We start from the raw sequence: 20484 nt of genomic DNA, 5'->3' as shown, positions 1-20484 counted from the left end.
GGCAACAGAAAATGATTGATTTCAAAAAACTCCTCGCAGCTGGACCAGGGCAACAGACGTACGATTTGGTCAAATTCTTCGAGGCTCTTGATGTGAGGGGAACGCACACGGAGCCACGGCCGGCACAGTTGGAGGCCATGCGTGAGTTGACTAATCGGTACGATGAGCAAGACGTCGTTTTGAAGATTAGTACTGGAGCCGGAAAGACCACAGTAGGGTTACTATTTCTCTACGCTCATATGCGCATGTCGAAGGGAGTATCGGTCTTCCTGTGTCCAACTGTACAACTCGTAGACCAAGTCCTGGCGGAAGCTCAACGCCTAGGAATCGCGGCTTTCCCATATCGAGCTGGCGAGCCACACCCTCGTAACGAATGTACGCGAGGTGATGCGATTCTAGTCTGTACCTATGACAAGATGTTCAATGCCAAGAGCACATTCGCTCGCGCTGACGTCAATATCGTCCCAAATGCGCTTGTTCTGGATGACGCTCATTCTGGGATTGAAGAGGTTCGTAGCTCGATGACGCTTCGTGTCGAGGGAGATGCCTTCGAAAAACTAAAGGCACTACTTGAGCCAGGATGCAAGCAGTTCAATCTCGCTACGTGGTTGGACCTTCAAGGTGAGGTGCCAACAATTCTCGAGGTGCCCCACTGGATATGGGCCGGCCTGACGACAGAGGCCCTGCAGACGCTGAACGTTTTCGCCGATACAGCAGAATTTCGCTTCGTATGGCCCCATTTGCGTGACCGGCTTCCACTCTGCCGCTGTATCGTCGGAAACCGGTATGCGGAAGTTTCAGCGAACGTCCCACCTGTGGAGCTAGTGCGCGCATATTACCGGGCGAAGCACCGGCTTTTCATGTCTGCAACGCTTGCCGACGACTCTGTGCTTGTGCGAGATTTGGGCGTCTCGCCTAAAGCCGCGGTGAGCCCGATTTGCCCGCCGTCGGACCGCGGTTTGGGCGAACGCATGGTTGTCGCCCCTTCTCTTGTCGACCCCGAACTCGAACGTGGCTACGTCATGGAGCTCGCGGCCGATTTGGCGCGAACGACGAATGTCGTAGTGCTTACGTCCAGCGAGAAATTGGCCATCGACTGGGTTGCGGCAGGCGCGACGTACTACAGGGATGATTTTGCTGAAGGTGTTCGAGCACTGCAGAATCCAGCATCGGGCGTTAGGTTCGCCGTCTTTGCGCAGAGGTATGACGGCGTGGATTTGCCGGATGACTCGTGCCGTGTGTTGGTAATTGATGGCAGACCTTTTGGACAGAATCTGACTGACACGAGGGACGAGCAGATATTCGGCACTGCCGGCGGAGCCCGTAACAGAACCGTCTATCGAATAGAGCAGGGCATGGGGCGCGCGGTCAGGTCGCATAAGGATTACGCTGTCGTCATCCTTGCGGGAGAAGATTTGACAAGCTTCGTCGGAAAGCATGATGTTGTGCGTGACATGACGGACGACACCCGCAATCAGATTGAGCTTTCCCAGAATCTCGCGGCCCATCTCCGTACGTCAGGTGGGTCTTCCAGGGCCGCCATTCGAGCGCTCATTGAGCAATGCTTGAGTCGGGACGAAGGCTGGAAAGAGTTCTATAATGAGAAAATCCGAAAAGGAAGCCGAACAGCGCGGGAGCCAAATCATCAGGCAGTTGAATTGGCCAGTGCCGAAAGGGAGGCGTATCTACTGGCATCCCAGAATCAAGGCTACGAAGGAAAGAACCGCTACGAGCGAGCACTGAATTCGGCCAATCTTGAGGACGAGGAACTGGGTGCTCATAAGGAGAGGCTCTCGCGTATTGTCTTTACTCTGGACCCGAACGAAGCCATGGCAATCCAGGTGGTCGCTAAGACTAAGAACCTCGCTGTAGCATCTCCGCCTGCGTTCATTCCCAAGGCGCTGACTCAAGAGACAAAGCCGGCAGCACAACGAGTGGTCGCGTGGCTAAAGCAGTTTGACAATCTGAATGCTGCTGTGGCTGAGGCAAAGCAAATCGCCTCAAAGGTCGACTACGAGCGGAAGCCGAAGCAACTGGAAGCGGCACTTAAGATGCTCGGCGAAGCTCTCGGAGCGGTATCGTCCCGTCCGGACGAAGACTATCGCGTCGGGCCCGACAATTTATGGCTTTGGGGCGATATGGCCATGGTCATCGAGGCGAAGAACGGCAACAAGTCTTCGTTGCATCGCGAAGACGCTGGACAAATGCACAACAGCCTGCAGTGGGTTAGCCAGAACTATCAAGCGTTCGCTAATCGGCTCAAACCAATCGTTGCGGCCAAGGTTAACGTCGTTGACAGGGGCGCCATGTACCCAGAAGGAACTAGGGTGCTGACTGCGGACGGCTGTGCTGCTGTTGCCAATGCGTTCCAGCAGTTCGTGCTTAAGGTCGCCCAACAGGGGGAAATCTTTGTAAATCCAGATAGTATCCATCATGAGCTTCAGTCGTTCGGTTTGTTGCCGGATACGTTTGTTGGCAACTTCACTGTTGGCCTGACAAGCCTCTAGTCTTCTTTCCATTCGACTCCGCGAGGGTTATCGCGGAGTCGCGTCTCCTTCTCGTGCAGTATCGTTATGTCGTCATTGATGCTGGAAAATTTCTTGCGCCGGCTCAACCCCCAAGAGCCATGCAGGCCTTGTTAAAGGGAGGAGGAGGCCATGTGCAAGCGGCGAGCTTTATTGCCACCACGCTGGTACAAGAACGGGAGCAAAACTTTGTGCCGTTTTATGTTTGGCCTCGGCTGCACATTAGTGGCAGGAGCGGCCGCCGCGCACGGCGGTGGCCTGGACGCGGAAGGGTGTCACACCAACCACAAGACTGGTGAATACCATTGTCATCGCGGAGGTGGAAAAAACGCGCCCCGTCCGAATCCTGGTTCGAACTACGAGGCTGCTAAGTCGGCGAGTTCGTTCGTGAGGACGCCCAGCGCATCATCTGGCCCGACATGCTTCACGGGTCCTCGTGGTGGCACATACACCATCACCGCAAGCGGTCGAAAGAACTACGGTGGTTGTTAGCGCCAGGTGGGACCGCCGCCCGTACATGAGACAGATATATAGGAGGTCGGGTGGCAACATGCGTTCGGAGGGCGCTAGGGCCGGAATCCGGAGGGATTTCACCGGAAGTCTTTGAATTGAACCGCGTACATCTCACGGTAAGGTGCGAATAATTGTGCGCCTAAACCTAAATTGGCTATAAACTTCCCTCTATTAGTCCTCGACTAGAAAGGAAGAATCGTATGGCCACTTACAAGGAATTGATGGCACAGAAGCAGGCGCTCGAAGCCCACCTGGAAGAGGTGCGTGCCAATGAGATTGCTGGTGTAATCGAGCAGATTCAGACTCTGATGGCGGAGTATGACCTGACCGTCGAAGACATCACCAAGCGCCGACGCGGCCGCCCTGCCGGCAGCGGTGCAGGCAAGCCCAAGTCGGAACTGCCACCGAAGTATCTTGACCCAAAGACTGGTAAGACTTGGTCAGGCCGCGGCCGCAAGCCGGCTTGGCTCGGCAGGAATCCGAACAAATTCCTGATTGCCGAAGAGGCGTAAACCCAAACAAGCTTTAGCCTCTCAATGAGCCGACACCCCTGTCCTGGACAGGGGTTTTTCTTGCCTGCTCCTGCGTAGCAGCTAGAGACCCAGACAAAGCAGTGGCCGAGCTCACCTGTCCCGAGAGGGGGCAGCGTGCTAACCAGCTGCCTTTCGTGGGCAAATGGGAAAAGCACTGTAAGGCAAGCAACACCCGACCTCGAAAAAGCGACTACGGCCTCAAGGCGCCAGCTATGTGCCTGGGGTTGAACGCCAAATTACTGTAACGCGTGAATTCTCATGACGCTCGATGAGCTGCACCTAGAAATTCTCCATGCGCGGCCCGACCTCCACTGCGAAAAGCCAAGGAAGGACGGATACGCGTACCGGATAAGGGGTACTGATACTCGCGTAATCCGGCTTTCTCGGACGGGGACGCCTGGGGTGTTCGAGTTGGTTCGGGCAGCGAGCAAAAGAGCAGGGGAGCCGGATGCCAAGTCTAGATTTAGCGGGACATTGGCCGAGTTGCTTCGCATCATCGATGAACAGCGGTCTCGCATACTCGATAAAAAGCATGCTGCCGGGCCCGCATCCCTTACAGCGGCTCCTGGGGTTGCACGAATGGCCGAAGACCATTCAGCTTCCATCAATGGAGCCCGCAGACGAACCAGAGCCACTGGCGCATTGCCCTATGCAATTGTGAACAATGGCGTCGACCTGAGCAAGCCGCTGGTCTACCGATGGCAGATTTTTCATGCGGATGATGGTCCCGTCAGTAATTATATCGGCTTGGTCTATGTCCATCCAAAAAGGACGGTTCGCAAACGCATTGCCAAGTACGAGTCAAGGGTCAGAGGGCTCCAACAAGGCAAACCATATTCCCCTGAGAACCCCGAGGGCTACCGCAAGGTTCACCGCGCGCTCTTTGCGGCAGTGAATGCCGGGGACAGGATTGTGCTGACCTTTCTGTGCAACAACTCCCCGGAGGAAAGTCTCTCGTACCTTGAGTCGAAGCACATTGGCGAGCATGACAGTTGTGGGCCACTCCCTCATCAGCTCAACGAGAGGCGTTGATACTCGATGTTCTGTGCTCGCTACTATGCGACAAACCCACGATAGGCCACAGGGCGGCTACTGTCAGAAATGTGGCGACGTGGCACCACCGACTGACTTCTTGCGTTTTGCTTCAACTGAACTAATCTCCTAGTGAGTGTTTCCCCTCACTACTGCGCGACTTGACGTATCACGAAGCCTGTGACGTCGCCGGACGAGCTTCCTTTGCAGCTTGTTCGAGGTCAGAGCGGTCGACGAATCTCTCGAGCGGCGGAAAGGGGTAGAGATAGGCTAGTTGGAGAAGCAAGCTGAATGCGTACACACCCGACTGCAATTGGGAATCGATTTGTGCGGGGCTTAGACGCGTGCCGCATTCCTCGAGCTGGTGCGACAGCAGTTTGGAGGAAATAGACGAATCGGCGATTAGCAAGAGCTGAGCTAGTCGGCGGCAGGCGTCGTCCCACCCACTACTGCTATCTAGAATGCGGTGAAGGTCTGCTGGCACGTCGGCGCGAAGCACGTAAATGAGCTGGAGGAAAAGGCTGCATTTGAGTGTCCCCCTCTGAATTTTTTGTTCGACCGCTTTGGTCGTCTCCTCGATGCCAAGCCCGCGCAGGGCGAGCGCGACGTCATCGTACGTCCCGCCTTTGCGCGCGAGTAAGCCGCGAGCAGTGCGCGACGCGAGCTTGCTCCAGGCTGTGTCGATGTGGCTCAAAGTAGCGTCCCCGAGTGCGCAGCGGCGCCGTGCCTGTCAGGCTTACCTACAGGCAATTTAAGTACGACTCAAAAAGCAGAACCACAGCAGGAGTCGTCGTGTAGACCCTAAACCGGTGGCAACTCATTTTAACGCCTGTTCGTTGTGATAGCGAATCAGGGCGTCAGGGCATGCCATGGTCCGTGCGGGAGTCCCCATGTCTGCGACTCTCTATATAAATCCGGATGGCATCTTGGGCCCACCAGTTGCCTGCTGGGGGCACCAAGATTTTCCGCGGTGGCTCGCTTCAGTATCGGTTGAAGCCACGAGGGCTCTTGAGCGCTTGCTCCTCGCATTCCCGGAGACATCCCTTGTTTTGCACAGCCAGAGTGTCCGGCTCTTCGGTTATCAGACGGTAACCCACGCCATGCCAACGGTGATTCGAGCTAGATTCGCGGGGTCAACGTGTGGTGGAAATCGGCTGGTGAGGTTCTGTCGGAGCCAGGGCTACAGACGAAGGCAGTGGCTGCGTGCGGACCTCAAGCGTCGCGCACCTGCGTTTCCTATCGTCCTGGATTCAGATTGGGCGCAAAGCGTACCTGAGCTCTCTGGACGAACCCTCATCGTCGAAGACGGACGCGGCTTGGCAGCACCAGGCGTGTCAAAGGCCCTGTTCGACCTCCTGTATCTAGCGGAGACAGAGGTAGCGTGCAATCTGACGGCTACGCGGGCAAACACTCGATGATAGCGGTGGGGAAAACAAGACGCAGCTGGGTGGGGAGGCTTTACGCAGTTTGAGTCAATCGGCCTGAGAAGGCCTGGAAGAGGAGCGAAACCTATAGACGTGACAAAATCCTTCGCGTCTTGCGGCGCAAAGAAAGGGCGGCTAGAATTGCCGGTTGTTTAAAAACGACAGCTTGTCGATTTGATGGCCAGCGTATCGAATTGCGCATCCTCGCGAAAAATTTCCCGCTCGGATTCTAAAACGATACAGGTTGCTATCAGAACGATACAGATTGTATTGCTGAACGAATTCTAGCTTAGGGCGAGCCAGGCGACAAGCGGCCGGCCATATGACATGACAGGGACCGATATGAAGAAATGATGAGGTCGCGCATCGCGCGATTCTGGAAGCGGAAACACGCTCCGCAAAAAGAAAAGACGAACGACTGGTTGCCCCCATTCGTCCGTCTTGAGCGTGGTCATAGACACACTAACTCCAATTAGCAGTGTCTCGTGGCCACGCATGTGTGTCAAGTCCCTTCTGTTGGCAGGGAGGGCTCGACTCGTCCTAATGTTGCAGAAGGGAACGCCATGAGAACCAAGAAGCCCAATCTCACCGAATTGGTGACAAACGTGTGTGACCACAGCACACCCATTACACAGACATCTTGTCGGCCCGTATTTTTTTCATCTATGGGCCAGCCAGAGGCCCGGGATGTCGACGGTGTGAGCGTGGGGACTGCTCTGTCTATCGGGCGCGGCACCACAGAATCGAAGCGCCAGAGCCGTCGGAAACTACAGCGCTATATTGAGTCGCGAAAGGCGTCCTTCCCCAAGCAACCGGGGCAGCATTCGTTTGAGGCAAGCGAGCAAGGCGCGGAACAACAGAATTCTTGCCGTCTCGGACGTCTCAAGCACCTTGTTGAAAAGTTCTTTTCGGATGGGCACGAGGCTGAGGCCATTCGGCGCATAGTTCGCGAGACGCGGCAACGTGCGGGCCGGCTGTCAGTAGCAGACGTGCAGGCGCTGCGGCGTAAATTTGCCCAGGAGCTGGTGGCCTCCATACTGATTCGCAACGTAGGCCCCACCACCACCAGCAGAACCGCGCGTTTCTCGGGCAAGTGGAAGCGGAAGCGACTCGGTCGCGCTAACTCGCAGCGCTGACTAACGTTATCACGAAGCAAGGCCACGGTGAGCGCCACATGCGCTCACTATGCCATGTGCGCAATCTGCATCTGAAGGGGGTGAGGCAATGGTCATCCCCTGCGATACCACCCGGCCTCGTCTAGCCGGGTGTTTTTGGCCAATTACCCAATTACCCTCATGTCGGAAGTGCCACGACGGACGCCCAGCAGCGTAACCCGTATCCAGGGCTCCGTACCTACGCCTGCGAAAAACTTCAATCCCTTTCTTGCTCAGGTTAAGCCGTTCCCTACTGACAAAGAAGGGCAGTACGCATCGTTGTACCTCAATGGCCGGCTTGGAAAAAATCTGGAAGATGTCCGAACGACTAAGAATCGTGATGAATTCTTCTCGCCTCGACCGTGTCATTTGTCTGCCGCTGAAGCAATTATCGAAGCAGTTAGAAAGTCTTATGAGAACCGCAACCCCGCCGAAACGCGATTTGCGGAGCACATCAACCGTCAAAATATAGCCCTTCGTTCCCGTTCGGTCGAGGCATTCCCTGTCGCAATGGTTCCCGGGCAGTGCATCATCGTCTCGGGGCCACTTGGTATTGGGAAAGGAGCATTTAGACAGCGGATTCGCGATTACCTGGGAATGGAGGTCGTTCCGCATAGAAATCTATCGGACGCTATTGCATTCACTAAGCAACTCAAATACTTGGAGATTCCGTTTCCGAGCTCTGGTAAGCCTGAGCACCTCATATATTCCATGCTACATGGCATCGACTCCGAGGTTAAAGGGGTTATTTGGGATGGAATTCAAAAACCCACATCTCGTACTGGTCTACTTACACCGCAACTTTTCGCGCATGCTGGACGAGTCGGGCTCGGTCTATTATATGTTTATGGAATAGACGCTCAAAAGCTGAGCGCTCGTTCGGCCATGGATTGCTTGAAGCTACTTGAGGAGTTCTCCGTGGTCACCGGCGTTCCAGTCGTATGCTCGGCAACCTGTGCCATTTGGGCTTTGTTAGACGGAACAATCGCAAGCACTCTAAAACTGGCGAGTGGAGGAATTCACAGATTTGAATACATTGCGCTGGGCTCAGACTGGGGGAATCTCGTCAATGCCTTTCTAAGGAGATTTCGTCTTACGGTCGCCGATATCGAGAGCTCGTCTATCCGTTCATTTCAGGACCAAGTTCCGTTGCTGCTTAAAAGCGGAATGAAGGATGGCGCAGATGCGCAAAGAAGCCAGGGAGACTGGTTCGCGACGGCATTAATCGTGGAGGCGGTAGGGCTGCCAATGCTGCTATTTGTCATTTTGGAGGAGCTTTGGAAAATCATGAAAATAAAGGCCAGAAATCAGACAATTATTGAGAAAAATGATTTCATAAGAGCGTCAAAACAGTATCGAACAAAATGGGAGGGGCTTCGCGCCAATCTGTCGATATTGCTGGGAAAGGAACGTTGCTCGAGGGAAGAGACAATGCGTCTCTCGGACTGGATACTTCCTGAGCAGCGCGCACACGGAATTTGATAGGCAAAGGTTATGGTGCAAAAATGGTCAACGGATTTTATATGCTTCCTAAGGCAATACCGGGAGAGGTATTGCCAAGCCTCACTGCGCGAATTGGAAGGGTCTCCGGCCTCCCCACGGACGGTGCGTTGATGCGAGCCATCCGCTGCCACTTACAAGGTGATTTGCGAGCACTGCCAAGGTGCGTTGCCGCATTCTGTTCTGCGTTCGATTATGTGTACGGAAGCCCGTTAGAAGTTCTCCACAAGTATTCGTTGCTGCGCTATTACGCCGCCGTCTTGCGGAAGGGCGAATGTCAGCTGCTGGTAGCGAAATTGCTGAGTTCGAGGAGTGGGCCCACTCGTCCGTGCCATCTGCCGCTGTTCTTGGCGCCATCGGGATTTCCGGAACCGCACTGCGTCCATTGCGACATCGAAGCAGTACGGGACTACGGAGCTGTTGCCGTCCTTTGCGTCCATCTCCCGCCCTTTGTCACACACTGCCCGATTCACGGCGTTCCCCTTTTCATCTCTACCTGCCCGTCGACCTACGACGCCGCGATGAAGGCGACGCCCAGCAATTTGCGCATGACGAACGGCATCGAGTTCTCTCGAAGATGTGCAGCTCTTTTCAATGACAGCAATCAGCCGGGAGAGCTACGAGAGGCCTTGGTGAAAAGGTTGGAGAACATCGGGCTACGGCACAAGAGCGGGAGCTATCACACAAGTGCCATTGTTGACGGAATGAAAATGCTGGGCGAAGGCGGATTTCCCGATTCGCGGCTTGATGACCTTGTCCAATCGGGTCGTGCTGCTCAATCCGCGGTTACTGCATTACATAGGCCAGGCCGTGCGCTTCATCCTGTGTACTACGTCCTCCTCGACTGGCTAGTGAACCTGCATTGCGGCACTCAAAACGTTTCTGTGCTGAGGACTCGGCACGTCTTGTTGACGGAATCGTTTCTGCGTCGCGAGATTGGGGCGGGAAAGACTCTGACCCGCATCGCTCGCGAGAACTGCGTTGCTGTAAACACGGTGCGTTCTCAAGCTGAGAGGTTCGGGATTCCCAGACTAAAGAAGCCCAAGCAGAACACCACCGCACGTGACAGGAGGGCCCAGCGCCTCGGATATCGAAAGGCTTGGTCCGCTGCATGTGTGGACTTCGCCGGCTCGGGCAGAACGCAGATTCGCCAGCAAACGCCTGCCGTATGGTCTTGGCTGTACCGCAACGATAGGGCGTGGCTTGAGGCTCATTCGCCGGACCGAAGGAGCTCAAGCCGTAAGGTCACCAGGCGTGAAGTTCCTCAAGGACTCCTTCCGGCGCTCCGATTGTCAGCTTCCGCGGCCGCTGGAGCATTGGATGGCCAATCGGGCCGTCCGAAACGCCGTTCATACTCGCACCTCGCAGAGGCAATGGGAATCAGCATCTACCAGCTTGACGTCGCCAAGGAGGAAGTCGCCATCGAGCGACTTGTCGATTCAAGGCTGACCTTTGTGCGGCGAAGGCTCAGGTGGGCTGCTGATTCGCTGAAAGAACATCAACAACACCCTGCTCGATGGCGAGTCTTGAAGAAAGCATGCATTAGACGAACTACTAAAGGATAAAAACTTTTGGATGCTCCATTCATTCCGGCCATACAAAAGGGAGAGCCGGTCGCATATTACCTACTGAGATTGTTGCCGCATTTGAATTCGGAAAATCAGCGAAGCATCATTAGCACTCAGATTGCACACTACCGAGCACGACTTTCGTGGATTTTGCCGAAAGGGCTTGCACAGCTTGCTGAGCTCTTAGGCGAAGAGCGGGGTGGAGTAACTTTAATGCGAAGACAGACGCTCACTCCGCTATATCATGCGTTCCTCGACTCCGATAACGGCCAAACGCTGGTGGACTACTCGCTGATGGATGAGGGCGCGGTGAAGTTTAACGTCGCAAAATTAGTGAGCCACAATCGCGTTGCATGGAGCCTTGCTCTATGCGCACAGTGCGCGGACGAAAGCAGAATCGTCTCCGGCACACATATTGTGAAACGCACCCACCTCTTACCCAGTCTGGCCATTTGTCATAGCCATGGTGAGCCCCTTATTGAGGGATGTGGGGCCTGTGCTTGGGGGCGCCGGCACTCGCGAGCCCCGTTTCTCAACGCAAGACAGTGTGGATGCGGAATGAAGTTGCGACCGCGGTATGAGCGGCTAAGTGCTACCGAAATTGAGCAGGATGTTCGCCTTGGTTCCATTGCGCGAAGGCTGCTCGACTGCGATACAAACGGCGCTGTTGCATATGACTTGGCGGTTCAAATGCAGAAGAGTGCCCACGCACGTGGACTGCTCTCTCGAAAAGGCATCGCGCATCCGCTACGCGAGTTCTTAAGCGATACATTTGGAACGAGCTTCTTAGAACGTCACGGTATTCATTTGCCAGATAAAAGCATTTTTTATGGTCGGCTCCGACGCGGAGAGCCAATCGGTAATCCAATGGTCGGAACGGTACTTGCTCTTGCATTGCTCGGAGAGGATTTTCATTTACGAACAGTTGAAAGTACACCTTTGGCAGAGAAGGACCTATCCGCGCCTCCAACTGCACCCAAGCGCGTGCGCCCCGACTATGTCTCACATGCGGAAAGTACTGGGACGGTAAAGCTGGGGAACAGGCTACTTAGTTCAACTGAGTTCACGCACCATTGCCGAGCATTGCTCTTAAACCATATCCAGAAGCATCCTGGTGCACCGAGGAAATCGATTGTGGACAAACTGACACCTCCGGTAAGAAAGTGGCTCCGTGGTCGGGACAGCGATTTTCTCAACCAAGCGTTACCCCGCCGTAGTAGGACCCAGGTCGCAGCCACGGTGCGTTCGGTGTCCCATTGGGAGCGCTATGACCACTCGCTGGCGGCGCATATGAGACGTCAGCATATTGCGCTTTGGGGAGCGCAGTGCCACAGGCTCTTTCGTGTATCTGCGCGGCTCCTTATCGCTAATCATCCGAGCGCGACGGTCGTCAATTTTAAGCGCGACCCGGTGCCTCAATCCATTAAGGCGTTGCAGGAACTCGAGGAAACGGTTCCGGCGTTCGCAAAGCGCGTTCTTTGTCACCTTTGGGTTTCGAACGGGCGATATCCCGACTTTCAGGTGGCGGCTAACAGAGCGAACGAGCTCAGTGACGATGAAGTGAAAGCTGAACGGGCAAAGGCCAGACGTCAATCGAGGAAGAAGTGGAACTTCGAAAACTAATGAAGCAACCTGGACAGTTACCCTGGCCGTTGAACGTCCCATCCGTTGACCCGTACGGCGTCGATGGGGGAGCGGCCTACGTTCCACATCTGCTCGCTCGGGACGTGAAAGGATGGTCCATTCCAAGCGATAACCCGTTTAGCAAGAACGGATTCGCTTCCGTCCCGGCTCATTCAGAGCAAGAACAACGCGTGCAACTGGCATGCTTCTTCTGTCCGCATGTCTTGGATATTAGAGCGCAATACTACTATACAGACGATGAAATGGACTGGCGTATCTTGAATGGAAATCGTCCGGGAAGGAAGGAGTTACCAACGCTAGATTTGATGTTGACGATTAATTGTCCGTGGACAAATAAGGTCGTCTATCACGCCATCTCGGTCAAGCACGAAGATAGACGTGATGATGACAAGGAAAAGAGACGGATGAACAGGGACATAGAGTTCTGCAAACAATACGGATTTACCTTCGAAATGTTGGGCAGTGATAGTTTTCCGGAGACTGAAGCAGGGAATCATTGGGCATTGTTCAGTTTTCTGCGATATCAAAATTTAAACGACCTTTATAAACCGGCGAGAGAATTTTCACATTTTCTAAATACTTCCAAAGCCCAGGGAACGGCGGACAAGGTATTAGGTAGGATTGGGAAACGCTTTGGCTTGGACGTCGAGGATAGCTATCGCCTTTTCGCAGCAGCGGTCTTCTTCGGGTTCGTGCGTATGGATATGACGCACCCGCTTGAGGCCGACGAGAAACTGGTCATAATGAGGGAGACGTAATGGAGCTTAGCGAGCCGCCTTGTCCTGGTTTTCGCACGCCATCTGATGTGGAATACCGTCCTTATCCGAAAGGGACCCTTCTTCAAATGTCAGCAGGTGGAGGGAAATTTAGCCTTTGGAGATACTTGGGCTATTGGGAGCCTACGGACCGTATCTTTATGCTTGAAGTGGAGCAAGGGGTAAGGCCGCCAAAAAGTAAGCTACCCCGGAGTTGGCGGCGGGATGCCATCGCGCATAGATTTGGCAACGAGATTGTTCGCATTCATGACAACGTTAGATTCGACTTCATGGACGTGAATACGAGCGAATTGCCGTACGAAGAAGCTCAGAAGCGGCGTGCAGATATCGCTCGTAGATTCGCGCCGATAAGACATCTTGTTAACGAACGAAACTTCATGGCAGTCGTGGCGGACAAGAAGATTCGGCCAGCTTTAATAAAAAAAGCCGTAGCGGAATCTGGTATCGATGAGGCCACTATCCGGCACAACCTCACCACCTATTGGTGGTTTGGATGTGATAAGACAGCGATGATTCCACTTCACGCAAGAAAGGGTGGCCCTGACGTGGGCCGTAGAGGTTATGGCAAGGCTAAGACCGGTCCTCGACCGGCTGCATACGAGAATTCTGGGAACCAAATTGATTTGGGGATACAGTGTAGTCCGCTGCATGTAAGAATGATACATCGCGCTGTGGAGAAATATGTAATGGACGAAGGCTACTCTTTTCGACGAGCTTGGGAAAAGGCGAGAGAGACCGTCTTTGTAGGGCGCACGCGTGTAGAGGGGGAAATAGTCGAGTCGCCGTGGGATATACGCTTGACGCCAAGCTTTAGTCAATTTTATCGCATCGGCAGCGAATACTTGGATGACGAGGATAGGCGTAAGAGATTTGTTGGGGTCGAGGACGCAAGAAATAAATTGTCGGCTCGAAGAGGGCATGCGACAGATATCCTAAACCACTCTAAGCAAGTCCTACTCATGGATGGTACTGAGCTGCAGGTATATCTGGTTAAGGACACCAATGATTTTTCGCCTATCGGGAAAGCGACAGGCCTCTTTGGAATATGTGCTCGGAGCGGTGCTCTAGTCGGCCAACACGTGTGGCCGAATCAGGAGAGCTCCGATGCGTATCGTTATTGCTTATTTAGTGCAATGAGCGAAAAAGATGAGCTGGCCAAGGAGTATGGTCTCGTCTCGTGCGAGGGACTTCCAAAGGGGGATTGGGATTCTGTATTTATAGACAGAGGTCCAGCGATTAGCGGTGAATTCGAAGAGAATGTCGTGAAGTCGCTGCGGATGTCACGGGAGCTTGCCGAGGTGTACCGCGGACAAGCAAAAGGGCTCATAGAAAGCTTCAATGCTTATTTAAAGAGCGAGATAGCCGCTCAAGTGCCGGGAGCATACACAAGGCGACTTCGAACAAGGGATAAGAGAAGACGCGAGGAGGCGAAGGAGAGCGCAGTATTGACCCTTGGCGAACTAAAAAAATGTGTGATTCTTGCAATCGAAAAATACAACCTGTATTCCGACGCGACGTCTTATTACACAACAAAGATGCGTGATAGACGAGTTCCACTGCATCGAGCCGGTATCCTGGAATACATTCAGAAGAGGAGAAGGGGGGATGGAAGGACTTCATGGACTAAAGAGGAGCTACTCGTCAAATTGTTGCCGTTTGTGCGTCGAACGAACAGGGAGGGATTCGTGGCGTTCGGCTCGTCACAGTATTCTTCGACCGAACTTAGGACGACATGGGAGCGGGCCCCGAATCTTCTAAAAAATAATAAGGTGGTGAATCCAATGGTGTGGGTTGCGCCGGTTCCTGGAACCACGAATGTTCTCGTCTGGAGGAAGGATGATGGAAGCATCAGTTGGCTCGACATATCAAAAAGGGATAGGGAGCGCTACGGCCACATGACACAACAGGAGAGAAAGTTCGTGGCGCGGCCGACCGACATCGCCAGAGCGCAAGCCAGTATGCAGAGACGGAGGCCAAATTCGAAAGTACGCAAAGAGCAAGCAGCAGCGCTCAAGGACCACGCCCGCCGCCGACAAGCGGCGAAGATTCCGGCACTTGCTATGAGCGGTGTTAATGAAAACAAAAAACAGGCGATTGCGAAAAGTGACGAAATGCTGGGACAAAAGGTGATGGAAGTTCTTGGACGCCCTGGGGTGCAACCCAGTACTCGTCCCGACGAATCATGGACGCTTGTGGATGAGGGGAGTCACGAAGATTCGGAAGATTTGACCGGTTTCTTTGACGCTAGATTTGAGGATTGACGGAGCATGGCGAATGCTGCATTCAAGCTGACACTCAGCCGCTGGAGACCGGGAGCAGAGAATGCATTGGGAGACGAAATTGCTTATAAAACAACTAGTTGTGGGATAATTCGCCGTTAGTAATGTATGTGGAGCCGGCAAAAGTTTCGGCGAGCACTAGGGAGGTGAATTTCAGGGACGAGAGGTAAGATTAGCACCGTACACAGAGCGTAACAGGTTGATATATTTAGATTTTTTCGATGATGCTCGACTCTTCTAAAGAGATTCTTGGTCTCTTTTGATGCTTAGTGCCAGTAATTGACCATCAGGATCTTGCCGGTCTCCTTGGCGTTGATCACGAACTCGGGGTGGTAGTGGCTGGCGACGATCGAGGCGACACGCGGCTCGGGGTGGTATTCGTTGTCGACGGTCATGCCGCGCGTGGACACCACCTTCAGCGGCTTGAGCGTATCGCCTTCCATGATCACGTACTGCGGCGGCCAATACGAGCCCGCCACCGCGTACTTGTCTTCATAGCCCTTGTACTTGGAGGTCTCGACCGAGCGCGCCTCCATGCCGATCTTCACTTCGGCGACGATATCGGGCTTGGGCAGCCACAGGTCGATCAGGTCCAGCCGCGCGTCGCGGCCGATCACGTACAGGTAGCGTCCCGACGCCGACATGCGCGAGATATGCACCGCATAGCCGGTCTTGACGATATTGATGATCTGCTTGCTGTCGCCGTCGATCAGCGCGACCTCGCCGGCGTCGCGCAGCGTGACCGAGAACAGGTTGTCGAGGTTGTACGGGTTCATCTTCTGCGTCGGTCGCTTGGCGACGGGCAGGATGTCCTTGCGGCTTTTCTCGATATCGGCAAGCGAGAACTCGGGCGGCGTCGGCGGGTCTAGCTGGATGTAGCGCGCCATCAGGTCGACTTCCTGGTCGGTGAGGTCGCCCGAGGTGCCCCAGTTGGGCATGCCGGCGGGGCTGCCGTACTTGATGAAGGTCTTCAGGTATTCGGTGCCGCGCGCGCGGGTGATGTCCGGTGTCAGCGCCTTGCCGGTGGCACCCTTGCGCAGCACGCCGTGGCAGCCGGCGCAGCGCTCGAAGTAGATTTGCCGCGCGTGGTCGAATTCAGCGGCGGTGAGGGTGGGGATGGCGGTCTTTTGCTCCGCCTTTTGTGTGGCCCTGGGTTCGGCCTTGGTGGCCGCATGGGATAGCCCGAGCCCGAGTGAGAACGGCAATGCCGCGATTGCCGGATACAGCCAGTTTTTTGCTTTCATGGGGTGCCGTGGATCAGCGGTGGGAAAGCGATGTCGCGGTGCGCAGGCTTGCATTGGCCTGGACCTGTCGTGCATGTGGCGATCATGCGCACACACTGCCGACATGGGATTGACTGGCATCAAACCAAGGAGGGAGGGCGGGAACGAAGCGCGGGCGGTGGCTTCATGTCGTTCCCGGCAGGCAAGCGTGCGGCCTGGGCGGCCGCATGCCGGAGATGGTGCGGCTCAGGTGTTGCCGAGCCTTGCGCGCGTGCGCGCCGCGACGTTCTGGGTCCATGGAAACGCCGACCAGTACTGCTGGATGAACTGCTCGATCTCGCTACGCTGCCGCAGCGACAGGCCGATCATGTCCAGCCCTTCGAGAAACATGCGGCGGTGCCGTGCCGACAGTTCGAAGGCGTGCTCGCCGCAGGGCGTGCGCACGCGCATGGCGTCGAGGTCGATGCTGATGGTGTTGCGGCTGTCCGCGTCCACCGCGTTCATCAGGCGCTCGATGACGTCGCGCGGCAGCATCACCAGCAGCAGCCGGTTGTTGATCGCGTTCGAGTAAAAGATCTCGCCGAAGCTGGGCGCGATCACGGCGCGGATGCCGAATTGCTGCAGGCCCCAGACTGCATGCTCGCGGCTGGAGCCGCAGCCGAAGTTGGCGCCGCCCACCAGGATGCTGGTGCCGGCGTATTCCGGCCGGTTCAGCACGAACTCCGGGCGCGGCGCGCCGCTGGCGTCGAAGCGGTGGTCATGCAGGATGCCCTGCGCCAGCCCCGACTTGTCGATGCCGCGCAGGAACTGCTTGGGGATGATCTGGTCAGTGTCGAGGTTCTCGAAGCGGATCGCGGCAGCCTTGCCGCGGATGCAGGTGGGTTCAGGCATGAATCGTCTCCAGCTTGCGGACGTCGGTGATGGCGCCGGTGACCGCGGCGGCGGCGGCCATGGCCGGGCTCATCAGGTGGGTGATGGCGCCGCGTCCCTGCCGGCCCTCGAAGTTGCGATTGGTGGTCGAGGCGCAGCGCACGCCGTCGGCGAGCACATCGTCGTTCATGGCCAGGCACATCGAACAGCCCGGCTGCCGCCATTCGAAGCCAGCGTCGATCAGGATGCCCGCCAGCCCCTCGCGTTCGGCCTGCGCCTTGACCGCGCCCGAGCCGGGCACGATCATGGCCCGCACACCCGCGGCCACCTTGCGGCCGCGCACCACGTTGGCCACCGCGCGCAGGTCTTCGATGCGGCCGTTGGTGCAGGAGCCGATGAAGACGTGCTGGATCGCGGTGCCGGCCAGCGCCGCGCCGGGCTGCAACCGCGTGTATGCGAGCGCGCGCTCGACCGAGCGCTGCCCGGCCTCGTCGAGCTGGTCTTCCGGAAACGGGATGGTGCCGGACACCGGCAGCACCTGGTCCGGGCTGGTGCCCCAGGTTACGTAGGGCTCGATCTCGCCGGCATCGAACGAGAACTCCAGGTCGAACACGGCATCGGCGTCGCTGTGCAGCGTGGCCCAGTAGGCCAGCGCGGCGTCGCGCTGCGTGTGCGCGATGTCGGGCGCGCGCCGCAGCACATAGTCGGTCGCCACCGCATCCGGCGCGATCAGCGCGCCGCGCGCCGCCGCTTCGACGGTCATGTTGCACAGCGTGAAGCGGGCCTCGATGCTGAGGTCGCGGATCGCCGTGCCGCAATACTCGACCACGTAGCCGCGCGCGCCTTGCGCGCCGATCGTGCCGATGATGCGCAGGATCAGGTCCTTGGCAGTGGTGCCGGCGGGCAGCTTGCCGTCGACGCGGATGCGCATGGTCCGGGCCATGCGGTAGACCAGCGTCTGCGTGGCCAGCACGTGCTCGACCTCGGACGTGCCGATGCCGAAGCCCAGCGCACCGAGCGCGCCATAGGTGGTGGTGTGGCTGTCGCCGCAGATCACCACCATGCCGGGGCGGATCATGCCGTGCTCGGGCGCCACCACGTGCTCGATGCCCTGCAGCGCATCGTTGGTATCGAACAGCGGGATCGCATGGCGCGCGCAGTTGGCGTGCAGGTTGGTGGCCTGCAGCGCCGAGGCGGGGTCCGTGATCACGCGGATCGCGGTCGGGTGCGTCGGGATGATATGGCTGACCACCGCCACGTTCTGGCCCGGCACCAGCACGCCGCGGTCCTGCTCGTGCAGCCCGGCGAAAGCCTGCGGGCTGGTGTACTCGTTCATCAGGTGCAGGTCGCAGTACAGCAGCACGTTGTCGTCGTCGATGCTGGCCACGGTATGGGCGTCGACCAGCTTCTGGTATAGCGTCTTGGGGGTCATGGCAACGGCCTGGTCTGTCGTTATTCCGCGGTGATGCCGCGTTGCTTGATCAGCTTCGCCCACACGGGCATTTCTTTTTCAAGGCGCTGGCGTGCCGCCTCGGGCGTGCTCGGGGTGGGCTCGAAGCCCTCCCTGACCATGCGGTCACGGGTGGCCGGCGCGGCCAGCGCGGTGTTGAGCGCGGCGTTCAGCTTGTCGATCACGGGCCTGGGCGTGCCGGTCGGGGCGAACACCATGAACCAGGTCTCGAAGGCATAGCCGGGCAAGCCCGCCTCGGCCGCGGTCGGCACGTTGGGCAATTGCGGCGCGCGCCTGGTGCCGGTAACCGCGAGCGCCCTGAGCTTGCCGCCCTGCACATGCTGCTGGGCCGCCGAGATCACCGGGAAGCTCATGTCGACCTGGCCCGCGATGGTGTCGACCAGCGCCGGGCCGCCGCCGCGGTACGGCACGTGGACGATCGAGACATTGGCCACCGACTTGAACAGTTCGGCCGACATATGGAAGGTGCTGCCGTTGCCCGCGGAGCCATAGGTCAGCTTGCCGGGCGCGGCTTTGGCAGCCGCGATCAGTTCCTGGAGGTTTTTGGCGGGCACGTTGTTGTTGACCACCAGCACATGCTGCGAACTGGCGACCATGCCGATCGGCGCCAGGTCCTTGAGCGTGTCGTACGGCATGCGCGGGAACAGTCCCGGGTTGATCGCCAGCGACACGGTCTGCAGGCCGATGGTGTAGCCATCGGCGGCGGCCTTGGCCACCGCATCGACGCCGATATTGCCGCCTGCGCCGGCGCGGTTTTCCACCACGATGGTGCCGCCCAGGCTCTTTGCCCACGCCTCCGAGACCAGCCGCGCGGCGATGTCGGCGCTGCCGCCCGGGGCATACGGCACGATCAGGCGCACTGGGCGCTGGGGATAGTCCTGCGCGGCGGCCGTGCCGATCGATGCGGCGCATAGCAGCAAGGCGGTGAGGCGGGCAACTTTCATGGGTGTCTCCGGTGGCGATGACTTGTTATGGAAGCCATCGTATCATTCACCTGAAGATGCATAATGCAAACTCAGTTACTTCTTTGTTTCCTGTAATTCATCAATGGACCCGCTTTCCGACGTCGCGTTCTTTGCCTGTATCAACAAGCACGGCAGCCTGGCCGGCGCGGCCCAGCAGTTGGGCGTGACGCCGCCGGCGGTCAGCAAGCGGCTGGCCGCGCTGGAAGCGCGGTTGCGCGTGCGCCTGCTGCACCGGACCACGCGCCGTATCAGCCTGACGCCGGAAGGCGAAAGCTACCTGGTGGAAGGCGCGCGCATCCTGGCCGAGATGGAAGCGCTGGAACGCACGATCGCCGGCACCGGCAGCACCCCGCACGGGCTGCTGAAGATCGGCGCCACGCTGGGATTCGGGCGCAGGCAACTCGCGCCGGCGCTGTCCGGGTTTGCACGCCGCTTCCCGAATATCGAGGTCCAGCTGTACCTGAGCGACCGGCCCCTGAACCTGGTCGAACAGGGGCTGGACGCCATGATCCACTTCGGCGAGATGCCGGACGTGCGGCTGACGGCGCGGCTGCTGGCCAACAACCGCCGGCTGCTGTGCGCGGCGCCGTCGTACCTGGCGGCGCACGGCGAGCCGTCCAGCCCGCGCGAACTGGCGCGGCACAATTGCATCTTTATCCGCGAAGCCGACGAGACCTTCGGCACCTGGCACCTGCGCCATGGCGCGCAGCAGGAGACCGTCAAGGTGCGCGGCACGATGAGCACCAACGACGGGGAATCCGCGCTGGCGTGGGCGCTCGACGGGCAGGGCCTGATCGTGCGCTCGGAGTGGGACGTCGCCGGGCACCTGCGCAGCGGCGCGCTGCGCCGGGTCTTGCCGCAGTGGCAGTTCGCGCCGGCAGACATCCACCTGGTGTTCCCGGCGCGCAACCATCGTCCCGACAAGGTGCGGGCGCTGGTGGATTTCCTGCTGGAGCACTTTTCCGGCCATCGCGCCGCGGGTGGCGCCAGCGCATGGTAGGCACGAC

Annotated in this window: 15 protein-coding genes and 1 pseudogene; 11 read left to right on the top strand and 5 right to left on the bottom strand. The window is 57.4% G+C overall.

The genetic code is table 11. The features are described from left to right. Positions 1 to 11: 11 nt before the first annotated feature. The 4 genes from E5S69_RS14520 (at position 12) to E5S69_RS14505 (ending at position 4603) form a co-directional block, all read left to right on the top strand. Positions 12 to 2507 carry a DEAD/DEAH box helicase gene (locus E5S69_RS14520; protein WP_171515343.1) on the top strand — a complete coding sequence of 832 codons (2496 nt, stop codon included), beginning with the start codon at positions 12 to 14 and terminating at the stop codon, positions 2505 to 2507. 150 nt (positions 2508 to 2657) lie between these two features. Then, positions 2658 to 3017, top strand: coding sequence for a YHYH domain-containing protein (locus E5S69_RS32955; RefSeq protein WP_423766632.1), 360 nt, complete (start codon positions 2658 to 2660; stop codon positions 3015 to 3017). A gap of 221 nt (positions 3018 to 3238) precedes the next feature. Further along, positions 3239 to 3550 carry an H-NS family nucleoid-associated regulatory protein gene (locus E5S69_RS14510; protein ID WP_171515342.1) on the top strand — a complete coding sequence of 104 codons (312 nt, stop codon included), beginning with the start codon at positions 3239 to 3241 and terminating at the stop codon, positions 3548 to 3550. 600 nt (positions 3551 to 4150) lie between these two features. Next, the gene (locus tag E5S69_RS14505) at positions 4151 to 4603 is read left to right on the top strand and encodes a hypothetical protein (protein ID WP_171515341.1); all 453 of its coding nucleotides are present in this window, start codon (positions 4151 to 4153) and stop codon (positions 4601 to 4603) included. A gap of 169 nt (positions 4604 to 4772) precedes the next feature. On the opposite strand, the gene E5S69_RS14500 is transcribed toward E5S69_RS14505, so the two are convergent. After that, a complete protein-coding gene (locus E5S69_RS14500; RefSeq protein ID WP_171515340.1) occupies positions 4773 to 5297 on the bottom strand; it encodes a DUF6471 domain-containing protein in 525 nt (174 codons plus the stop codon). Between the two features lie 1293 nt (positions 5298 to 6590). Here E5S69_RS14500 and E5S69_RS14495 point away from each other — a divergent pair. The 6 genes from E5S69_RS14495 (at position 6591) to E5S69_RS14470 (ending at position 14930) form a co-directional block, all read left to right on the top strand. Then, a complete protein-coding gene (locus E5S69_RS14495) occupies positions 6591 to 7163 on the top strand; it encodes a hypothetical protein (protein ID WP_171515339.1) in 573 nt (190 codons plus the stop codon). A gap of 159 nt (positions 7164 to 7322) precedes the next feature. After that, the gene (locus E5S69_RS14490; protein WP_171515338.1) at positions 7323 to 8663 is read left to right on the top strand and encodes a hypothetical protein; all 1341 of its coding nucleotides are present in this window, start codon (positions 7323 to 7325) and stop codon (positions 8661 to 8663) included. 23 nt (positions 8664 to 8686) lie between these two features. Further along, on the top strand, positions 8687 to 10246 hold the full coding sequence (locus E5S69_RS32950; protein WP_423766631.1) for a TnsD family Tn7-like transposition protein: 1560 nt from the start codon (positions 8687 to 8689) through the stop codon (positions 10244 to 10246). 561 nt (positions 10247 to 10807) lie between these two features. Continuing rightward, a complete protein-coding gene (locus E5S69_RS14480; protein ID WP_171515336.1) occupies positions 10808 to 11872 on the top strand; it encodes a hypothetical protein in 1065 nt (354 codons plus the stop codon). After that, positions 11872 to 12651 (top strand): hypothetical protein, encoded by a 780-nt coding sequence (locus E5S69_RS14475; protein ID WP_171515335.1) that lies wholly within the window; start codon positions 11872 to 11874, stop codon positions 12649 to 12651. The genes E5S69_RS14480 and E5S69_RS14475 overlap by 1 nt, the downstream gene beginning before the upstream one ends. Positions 12652 to 12809: 158 nt before the next feature. Next, the gene (locus E5S69_RS14470; protein WP_171515334.1) at positions 12810 to 14930 is read left to right on the top strand and encodes a hypothetical protein; all 2121 of its coding nucleotides are present in this window, start codon (positions 12810 to 12812) and stop codon (positions 14928 to 14930) included. 293 nt (positions 14931 to 15223) lie between these two features. Here E5S69_RS14470 and E5S69_RS14465 read toward each other — a convergent pair. The 4 genes and pseudogenes from E5S69_RS14465 to E5S69_RS14450 all read right to left on the bottom strand — a co-directional run. Next, positions 15224 to 16192, bottom strand: a pseudogene (locus tag E5S69_RS14465) (cytochrome D1 domain-containing protein); the annotation flags it as partial. Positions 16193 to 16417: 225 nt separating this feature from the next. Continuing rightward, on the bottom strand, positions 16418 to 17062 hold the full coding sequence (gene leuD / locus E5S69_RS14460) for a 3-isopropylmalate dehydratase small subunit (protein ID WP_171515333.1): 645 nt from the start codon (positions 17060 to 17062) through the stop codon (positions 16418 to 16420). After that, complete coding sequence (gene leuC, locus E5S69_RS14455; protein ID WP_171515332.1) at positions 17055 to 18473, bottom strand: 3-isopropylmalate dehydratase large subunit; 1419 nt, start codon at positions 18471 to 18473, stop codon at positions 17055 to 17057. Before leuC ends, leuD begins: the two co-directional genes overlap by 8 nt. A gap of 20 nt (positions 18474 to 18493) precedes the next feature. Then, entirely contained in the window at positions 18494 to 19456 is a 963-nt protein-coding gene (locus E5S69_RS14450) for a tripartite tricarboxylate transporter substrate binding protein (protein WP_171515331.1), read from the bottom strand. A 103-nt stretch (positions 19457 to 19559) separates the two neighbouring features. On the opposite strand from E5S69_RS14450, the gene E5S69_RS14445 reads away from it, so the two are divergent. Further along, positions 19560 to 20477: a LysR family transcriptional regulator gene (locus E5S69_RS14445; RefSeq protein ID WP_171515330.1), complete on the top strand. Its 918-nt coding sequence runs from the start codon at positions 19560 to 19562 to the stop codon at positions 20475 to 20477. The last annotated feature ends 7 nt before the right edge of the window (positions 20478 to 20484 follow it).

Source organism: Cupriavidus necator, from assembly GCF_013141915.1.
In the GTDB taxonomy this organism is placed as follows: domain Bacteria; phylum Pseudomonadota; class Gammaproteobacteria; order Burkholderiales; family Burkholderiaceae; genus Cupriavidus; species Cupriavidus necator_B.
Note: the sequence above shows the minus strand (reverse complement) of the source record. Positions and strands in the feature narration are given on the sequence as shown.

Bases quoted from the DNA above. Each gene is read 5' to 3' on its own strand.
- E5S69_RS14475 (WP_171515335.1), top strand. From the start codon at position 11,872: ATGAAGCAACCTGGACAGTTACCCTGGCCGTTGAACGTCCCATCCGTT.
- E5S69_RS14450 (WP_171515331.1), bottom strand. From the start codon at position 19,456: ATGAAAGTTGCCCGCCTCACCGCCTTGCTGCTATGCGCCGCATCGATC.
- E5S69_RS14505 (WP_171515341.1), top strand. From the start codon at position 4,151: ATGGCCGAAGACCATTCAGCTTCCATCAATGGAGCCCGCAGACGAACC.
- E5S69_RS14520 (WP_171515343.1), top strand. From the start codon at position 12: ATGATTGATTTCAAAAAACTCCTCGCAGCTGGACCAGGGCAACAGACG.
- E5S69_RS14470 (WP_171515334.1), top strand. From the start codon at position 12,810: ATGCTTGAAGTGGAGCAAGGGGTAAGGCCGCCAAAAAGTAAGCTACCC.
- E5S69_RS32955 (WP_423766632.1), top strand. From the start codon at position 2,658: ATGTGCAAGCGGCGAGCTTTATTGCCACCACGCTGGTACAAGAACGGG.
- E5S69_RS32950 (WP_423766631.1), top strand. From the start codon at position 8,687: ATGGTCAACGGATTTTATATGCTTCCTAAGGCAATACCGGGAGAGGTA.
- E5S69_RS14445 (WP_171515330.1), top strand. From the start codon at position 19,560: ATGGACCCGCTTTCCGACGTCGCGTTCTTTGCCTGTATCAACAAGCAC.
- leuD (WP_171515333.1), bottom strand. From the start codon at position 17,062: ATGCCTGAACCCACCTGCATCCGCGGCAAGGCTGCCGCGATCCGCTTC.
- E5S69_RS14480 (WP_171515336.1), top strand. From the start codon at position 10,808: ATGAAGTTGCGACCGCGGTATGAGCGGCTAAGTGCTACCGAAATTGAG.
- E5S69_RS14510 (WP_171515342.1), top strand. From the start codon at position 3,239: ATGGCCACTTACAAGGAATTGATGGCACAGAAGCAGGCGCTCGAAGCC.
- leuC (WP_171515332.1), bottom strand. From the start codon at position 18,473: ATGACCCCCAAGACGCTATACCAGAAGCTGGTCGACGCCCATACCGTG.
- E5S69_RS14490 (WP_171515338.1), top strand. From the start codon at position 7,323: ATGTCGGAAGTGCCACGACGGACGCCCAGCAGCGTAACCCGTATCCAG.
- E5S69_RS14495 (WP_171515339.1), top strand. From the start codon at position 6,591: ATGAGAACCAAGAAGCCCAATCTCACCGAATTGGTGACAAACGTGTGT.